Source organism: Nitrosospira multiformis (assembly GCF_003050865.1).
Lineage (GTDB): Bacteria > Pseudomonadota > Gammaproteobacteria > Burkholderiales > Nitrosomonadaceae > Nitrosospira > Nitrosospira multiformis_E.
Window position 1 is genome coordinate 1 of record NZ_QAOK01000054.1, and the last position, 6,344, is coordinate 6,344.

The window sequence follows — 6,344 nt, forward strand, 5'->3', positions numbered from 1 at the left end:
CCAAACTTGTACCACTTCGAGTCATACCACAGCGACATGTCGTAGTCCCGGCCACTCGTCTTGGCCTGGCTCGACGTTCCCATCGTTGTTGCCATGTCGTTTCCTCCTATTACAAATACATGTTGGAGATAACATTACACCATTCTGTTGACGTGGAGTGAAAACTGGAACCAGAAACCCCACCGCCAGCGAAATATAGACTTTTTCACTTTACTATTGGTTCCCGGTGACAGGCCATTATTCATGCTTCTGTTGCCTGACACTGATTGTGGAACTTCGAGAGACACCTTAAATTGCCCGCCGAAGCGGAGCGGCTTATTTATAATTACCGTGATCCTGTTCCTTGCCTGTCCAATCCATAGTCAAAATCATGAAGCTATCCGAAAAGTTCTGTGCGTTCCTTTTTTTCTTTTTATTTACTTCCATAACCCATGCAACCGGAATCGATAGCCTCAAGAGCTTCATGCGGAATGCACGCACTGTCCGCGCAGATTTCTCGCAAACCGTTCTCGATAAAAGCCGCAATATAGTGCAGACAGCAAGCGGAATCATGCAATTCGAGCGTCCCGGAAAATTCCGCTGGATATACGAGAAGCCTTACGAACAATTGATTGTCGGGGACGGCGAGCGCGTCTGGTTTTACGATCGCGATCTTGATCAGGTAACCGTGCGAAAGCTCGACGCCGCCATCGGCAGCAGCCCTGCCGCGCTGCTTGCCGGAAGCAATGATATCGAAAAGAATTTCCATCTTCTGGAAATCGGTTTACAGGGTAGCATCGAGTGGGTGGAGGCTACGCCCAAAAACCGGGAAAGCACATTTGAGCGGATGCTTCTCGGATTTACCCTGGAGGGGGTACTGAGAGCCATGGAATTGCACGATAATTTCGGCCAGGCTACCGTATTCGAATTTTCGGATGTGGAACAAAACCGCAAGCTTCCCCCGGAATTGTTCAGATTCAGTCCACCGGCAGGCGTGGACGTGATCAGTGAGTGATCTGTTCGAGCAGCCTCAACCTGCCGTACCGCTGGCGGAACGGTTGCGTCCGCATGAATTGAAAGACGTGGTAGGCCAGCCTCATTTGCTCGGTCCCGGCAAACCGCTGCGTCTTGCGTTCGAATCCGGCAAGCCTCATTCAATGATACTGTGGGGCCCACCCGGTTCAGGCAAGACCACGCTGGCTCGTCTCATGGCCTCGGCGTTCGATGCTGAATTCATTGCGCTGTCCGCCGTGTTATCGGGTGTAAAGGATATTCGTGACGCAATCGAACGGGCACGCGCAGTTTTGCACCAATCCGGCCGCCATACCATCCTGTTCGTGGATGAGGTTCATCGCTTCAACAAGTCGCAGCAGGATGCATTTCTGCCCTTCGTCGAACAAGGATTGGTGACATTTATCGGCGCCACCACCCAGAACCCTTCGTTCGAGGTGAACGGCGCGCTGTTATCGCGTGCCCAGGTGTATGTGCTCACTGCCTTGTCCACGACCGAACTGGCCACCCTGTTTGACCGGGCAAAGAAGCTGGCGTTGGCTGAGCTGGATTTCACCGCTGATGCGCAATCATTATTGATCGAATATGCCGACGGTGATGCGCGGCGCTTGCTCAATCTTCTGGAACAGCTAAAAACCGCGGCGGCGGCTGAAGGAATATCAAGAATAGACGTCGATTACGCGCGCGAAAGGCTATCTCGCGCTGCGCCCCGGTTTGATAAGGGCGGCGACGAATTTTACGACCAGATTTCGGCGCTGCATAAATCCCTGAGAGGCTCCAATCCACATGCCACGCTTTACTGGATGTGCCGGATGCTGGATGCCGGCGCAGACCCGCGCTATATTGCCCGGCGTCTCATCCGTGCATCCGTGGAAGATATCGGGCTGGCTGATCCGCGCGCCCTGCGCATCGCGCTGGATGCTTCCGAGACTTACGAGCGGCTGGGCAGTCCCGAAGGTGAGCTGGCGCTGGCGCAGGCTGCCCTGTATCTTGCCTGCGTTCCCAAGAGCAATGCTGCTTATCTTGCGTATAATAAAACCCGCTCTTTTATCGGCGAGGATAAATCGCGGCGGGTTCCCGAACACTTGCGCAACGCGCCCACGCAGCTGATGAAGGAGATGGGATTCGGGCGCGACTACCGCTATGCGCATGATGATCCCGATGCATATGCCGCGGGAGAACGTTATTTTCCGGAAGGAATGCGAGAGATTGAATTTTACCAGCCGACCAGCCGCGGATTCGAAAGTAAAATATCCGAAAGACTGGCGCATCTGCGCGAGCTGGACAAACAGGCAAAAAAAGAATCATAAGATAGAACCTGCGTCGATTTGGAGCCGAGATGTTAGATATTCATCTGTTACGCACGCAACCGGACCACATTGCCAGGGTTCTTGCCGCACGTAACTATGTTTTTCCCCTTGCTGAATTCAGTGCCCTGGAAGCGGAACGAAAGAATCTTCAAACCTGCACCCAGGAATTGCAGGCGCGCCGCAATGCCGCGTCGAAGCAGATTGGCAATGCCAAGAGCAGGGGCGAAGACGCCAGCGCGATTCTCGCAGAGGTCGCCCATCTGGGCGACGAATTGAAGCAGACGGAATCCCGGCTGGATCAGATACAGGCTGCGTTGCAGCACACCCTGCTGCAAATTCCCAATCTGCCGCACAGCAGTGTGCCGGAAGGTAGAAACGAATCGGATAACAGGGAGGTCCGACGTTGGGGAACTCCTCGCGAATTTGATTTCAGCCCGGCCGATCATGTGAGCATAGGCGAGCGACTGGGATTGCTGGATTTTCCCACTGCCGCGAAGATCAGCGGTGCCCGCTTCAGCCTGCTGACGGGCCCGCTTGCGCACCTGCATCGCGCACTGGCTCAATTCATGCTCGACGTCCATATCCATGAACATGGCTATACGGAGGCATACGTGCCTTATCTGGTCAATGCCGAAAGTTTGCGGGGTACCGGCCAATTGCCGAAGTTCAAGGAAGATTTGTTCGAGGTTCCACGAAGAAAAACAGCCGAACTTCTCCTGGAAAACCCGCCGGCTGCCGCGACGTTGCCACGAAATAGCCCGCAAGGGGAACATGACGATGATGACTTATACCTGATTCCCACTTCCGAGGTTCCGCTGAGCAACATCGTGCGTGACCGCATCGTCGATCTCGAGTCGCTTCCCATCAAGCTTACGGCGCATACCCCCTGCTTTCGCTCCGAAGCGGGAAGCTACGGCAGAGACACCCGCGGAATGATCCGGCAGCATCAGTTCGAGAAGGTGGAACTAGTGCAGATCGTTCACCCTGCACACTCCTATAAAGCGCTGGAAGAGCTGACCGGCCATGCCGAAACAATTCTTCAGAAGCTGCAACTGCCTTACCGGGTGATGGCATTGTGTACGGCCGACATGGGGTTTGCCGCCGCCAAGACGTACGACATCGAAGTATGGTTGCCGCAGCCAGGCGCTTATCGGGAAATTTCCTCATGCAGTAACTGTGAAGCATTTCAGGCACGCCGCATGCAGGCACGCTTCCGTAACGAGAAAGGCAAGCCGGAACTGTTGCACACACTCAACGGGTCCGGTCTGGCGGTGGGACGGACGCTGGTGGCGATACTGGAAAATTTCCAGAATGCAGACGGCAGCGTATCGATTCCCAAAGTTTTGCAAGGCTATATGGGCGGGACCCAGCGGCTTGTCCCACGCAACGCATAAGGCACTCAGAGATATCTTTTTACCATTGTTACCATAGGAGAGGTTCGCTAACCATGCAAAATGTACCTGGCAGTGAAAACGTTCATGCGGCAACCGAGGATACATCGGCTCTCGAAGCTGAGGTACGCAGCAGGATGACGCAAGGAGAGAATATAGAACAAGAAGTGCGGGATCTGACGGTAAAAGCTTTGAGCAGGCAAGGACATGACCAGGATTCACTGCGTCATGTCATGGGTGCAGTACTGAAAGGTGTACGTGAAGGAGCACAGGAGAAGTTGCAATCTTCCTCTATTCAGGCGCAAACGGCTTTGTCCCCCGTGAGGGACGCGGTGGCCGGCCTGGATGCGGCGCTGGCTCAACTGGCGGCGGCTTCGAAACTGACACTCGAAGAAGCCGGGGGCCGCGCGCAAACGTTTTCAAAAGAGGAGTTGACGCGCCTGCGTGCCAACCTTGAAAGTATTGAGAATCTTTTTTTCGAAACTTTGCAGGAATCGGCCTCGGCTGCGCACGATCTGGTGGAGGTTACCTTGCGGGATATTATTCTCCATGCAAAGCGAAACGGCACCGCGGTAGGCTCTCAGTTGAAAGACACGCTTGAGGCGCTCAACCATCAGTTGAAATCGACCACTCATAGCCAGTTGGAGGCAGGCATTCATCTCACCCAGGCCATCACGGACACCCTGCGGCAGGCCGCCGCGAATGTTCTTATCGAGGTTGCGGAGCGGGTCAAGCCCAGCGACAAACCCGGGGGACATCACGGGTAGGAGCGGTTTTCAGCCAGGCGCTCCGGTATTCTCCAGGATGGGGCGCCTCTCTCATGAGTTCATGGTTCGCGCCACGCAAAGGTGACCCAGGGCCGCGATCTGGCGCAGATTCAGATACAGGACGCGCTCAGGCCTTGCATCCATCCGTATCGCAAGCGAGATTTTCCCCACCGTGCGCAGACGATTCCGTCACGACAGGCTCATCGAATTCTTCGGCCAGCAGCGCCCCAATCGAAAATCCTACGGTCAGATCGCTCACATGGCCGAATTTGTGCAAGCGAATGTGTCCTGTTTTATCGATCAGGATGAGAGTGGGCGTTCCCTGCATCTGATATGCGCGCATGGTCATCGGAACCCCCGTCGCGGCTCCCTCATATTTGTCTATCCCGATCGGAAAGCGCAGCCGGTATTCATAGGCAAACACTTCGAGCGCCTCGCGCCCCATCACCTCGTGATGCTCAAAAACAGTATGCAGTCCTATCACTGCAACACGGTTCGAGTCAAACTCCTGATGTATTCGTTGCGCTTGCGGTATGCCCACCTGCACGCAACCCGGACAGAAAATCTGGAAGGTGTGGAGTACAACCACTTTACCCCGGAGCGAAGCGAGCGTCAGGGGGTGCGGCGTATTAAGCCATCTGGAGGTTTGTAGCTCGGGCGCCATGCTTGCCCTGATGCTGGTACTTGTCTCGGTCATTCTGTACCTCGAAATATCGGGTTGAAAATAACACATTATAAGGGAACCGGCGCATGAGTCCCACCGACGGCCCTGCCGAAGTTCGCCAGGGAGCCTTCCGAAAGGGAGATCCGCATTTCCCCTTCATGTTTTTCCACAGACCTCTGTCTCGCAAATCGGCGGATTTTTCAGTCTTTTCCAGCCACCTGTCAGGGTTACGCCCAGATTGCCGCGCGCTATCCGATCAGCATAATGAGAAAAAACCCGGGAAGATGACAGGGTAATATATTCCGCTTCCATCGCGAAGTATTTCCACAATTCCAATAGGGTAAAATCACCACAATTGCAAGAGGGGAAAATAACGGTTTTTAGTATAGGGTCATTATCGGTTTTATTTGCCAGCATCATGTTTCTTCCTTGTACGCCTCATTTTGCTGTGGTAGAATTTGCGCGTTTCAGGAGCCCTCTTTCGCGGGTATGCAATGCGAATAATGGGGCGGGTGTCACGAGATTTCGGAAGAAATCAGATCGACTCAAATTAGCAGAACAGGGGAGACTGACGAAATCCGCATGAAACGGGCGTTTGAATCATTTTTCCGTTCATTCATCCTGCTTGAATCAAGTCAGATGGAATAAGTGGAATGAATGGAATGTCCGGGGAATCATGACATGAACTTAAAGCGCGCAAAGAGGCCGCGCGGCTCCTGTCGTTCTGGGTTTCGTGAGGCATTACCAATGTGAGTCAGAAAGCGATTTCGGATTCGATGTGACTGCGGAAAATTTAGTTGAAACTTCGAACCGAAACTTTGAACTTTATCGACATGCCGTTGTTCTTAGTGTTTGAATTCGCGTAAGCCATAGAATAACACAATTACCGACATTCGCAATATGGATATTATGCCGGACAGATCAGATATTCGCCAGTTTGTCGCCGGCCGTGACCGATCTGAGCGGGCTCACATGGAGACGTTCCGTCTGGAAGCATTGCGTAATGAGTCGAACATTGTGAGATTTGGGAAGAGTGGCTCGTACTGTAATCAGTAATCAAGTGGGGGGAAATATGAGCAGTAAAGCAGCAGCAGGTATAGCGGGGATTGTGGCGGTCGCATGGAATTCCGGACTGGCGATGGCGGCAGCCGACCCCTACCAGTTAAATCTGCCCGAGCCGCAGACAGTCATTGCCCAGCAGATCTACGACCAGCACACGATG

The 6,344-nt window shown here is 53.7% G+C and carries 6 protein-coding genes; 4 read left to right on the forward strand and 2 right to left on the reverse strand.

Annotated features, from left to right (window positions below; translation table 11 throughout):
* Positions 1 to 370: 370 nt before the first annotated feature.
* The 4 genes from lolA to C8R21_RS15015 are packed head-to-tail and all read left to right on the forward strand — an operon-like array spanning position 371 to position 4,458.
* Positions 371 to 994: an outer membrane lipoprotein chaperone LolA gene (lolA, locus tag C8R21_RS15000; RefSeq protein WP_107763415.1), complete on the forward strand. Its 624-nt coding sequence runs from the start codon at positions 371 to 373 to the stop codon at positions 992 to 994.
* Positions 987 to 2,300, forward strand: a complete 1,314-nt coding sequence (locus C8R21_RS15005) for a replication-associated recombination protein A (RefSeq protein WP_107763416.1) — start codon at positions 987 to 989, stop codon at positions 2,298 to 2,300. The genes lolA and C8R21_RS15005 overlap by 8 nt, the downstream gene beginning before the upstream one ends.
* A gap of 29 nt (positions 2,301 to 2,329) precedes the next feature.
* Positions 2,330 to 3,694: a serine--tRNA ligase gene (serS, locus tag C8R21_RS15010; RefSeq protein ID WP_107763417.1), complete on the forward strand. Its 1,365-nt coding sequence runs from the start codon at positions 2,330 to 2,332 to the stop codon at positions 3,692 to 3,694.
* A 53-nt stretch (positions 3,695 to 3,747) separates the two neighbouring features.
* Positions 3,748 to 4,458 (forward strand): DUF6781 family protein, encoded by a 711-nt coding sequence (locus C8R21_RS15015; protein WP_107763418.1) that lies wholly within the window; start codon positions 3,748 to 3,750, stop codon positions 4,456 to 4,458.
* Between the two features lie 127 nt (positions 4,459 to 4,585).
* On the opposite strand, the gene C8R21_RS15020 is transcribed toward C8R21_RS15015, so the two are convergent.
* Positions 4,586 to 5,155, reverse strand: a complete 570-nt coding sequence (locus C8R21_RS15020) for a peroxiredoxin family protein (protein ID WP_107763419.1) — start codon at positions 5,153 to 5,155, stop codon at positions 4,586 to 4,588.
* Positions 5,156 to 5,278: 123 nt separating this feature from the next.
* Entirely contained in the window at positions 5,279 to 5,542 is a 264-nt protein-coding gene (locus C8R21_RS15025) for a hypothetical protein (RefSeq protein WP_107763420.1), read from the reverse strand.
* Positions 5,543 to 6,344: the final 802 nt, after the last annotated feature.

Excerpts from the sequence above, each read along its gene's own strand:
- lolA (WP_107763415.1), top strand. The coding sequence starts at position 371 with ATGAAGCTATCCGAAAAGTTCTGTGCGTTCCTTTTTTTCTTTTTATTT.
- serS (WP_107763417.1), top strand. The coding sequence starts at position 2,330 with ATGTTAGATATTCATCTGTTACGCACGCAACCGGACCACATTGCCAGG.
- C8R21_RS15015 (WP_107763418.1), top strand. The coding sequence starts at position 3,748 with ATGCAAAATGTACCTGGCAGTGAAAACGTTCATGCGGCAACCGAGGAT.
- C8R21_RS15020 (WP_107763419.1), bottom strand. The coding sequence starts at position 5,155 with ATGACCGAGACAAGTACCAGCATCAGGGCAAGCATGGCGCCCGAGCTA.
- C8R21_RS15025 (WP_107763420.1), bottom strand. The coding sequence starts at position 5,542 with ATGATGCTGGCAAATAAAACCGATAATGACCCTATACTAAAAACCGTT.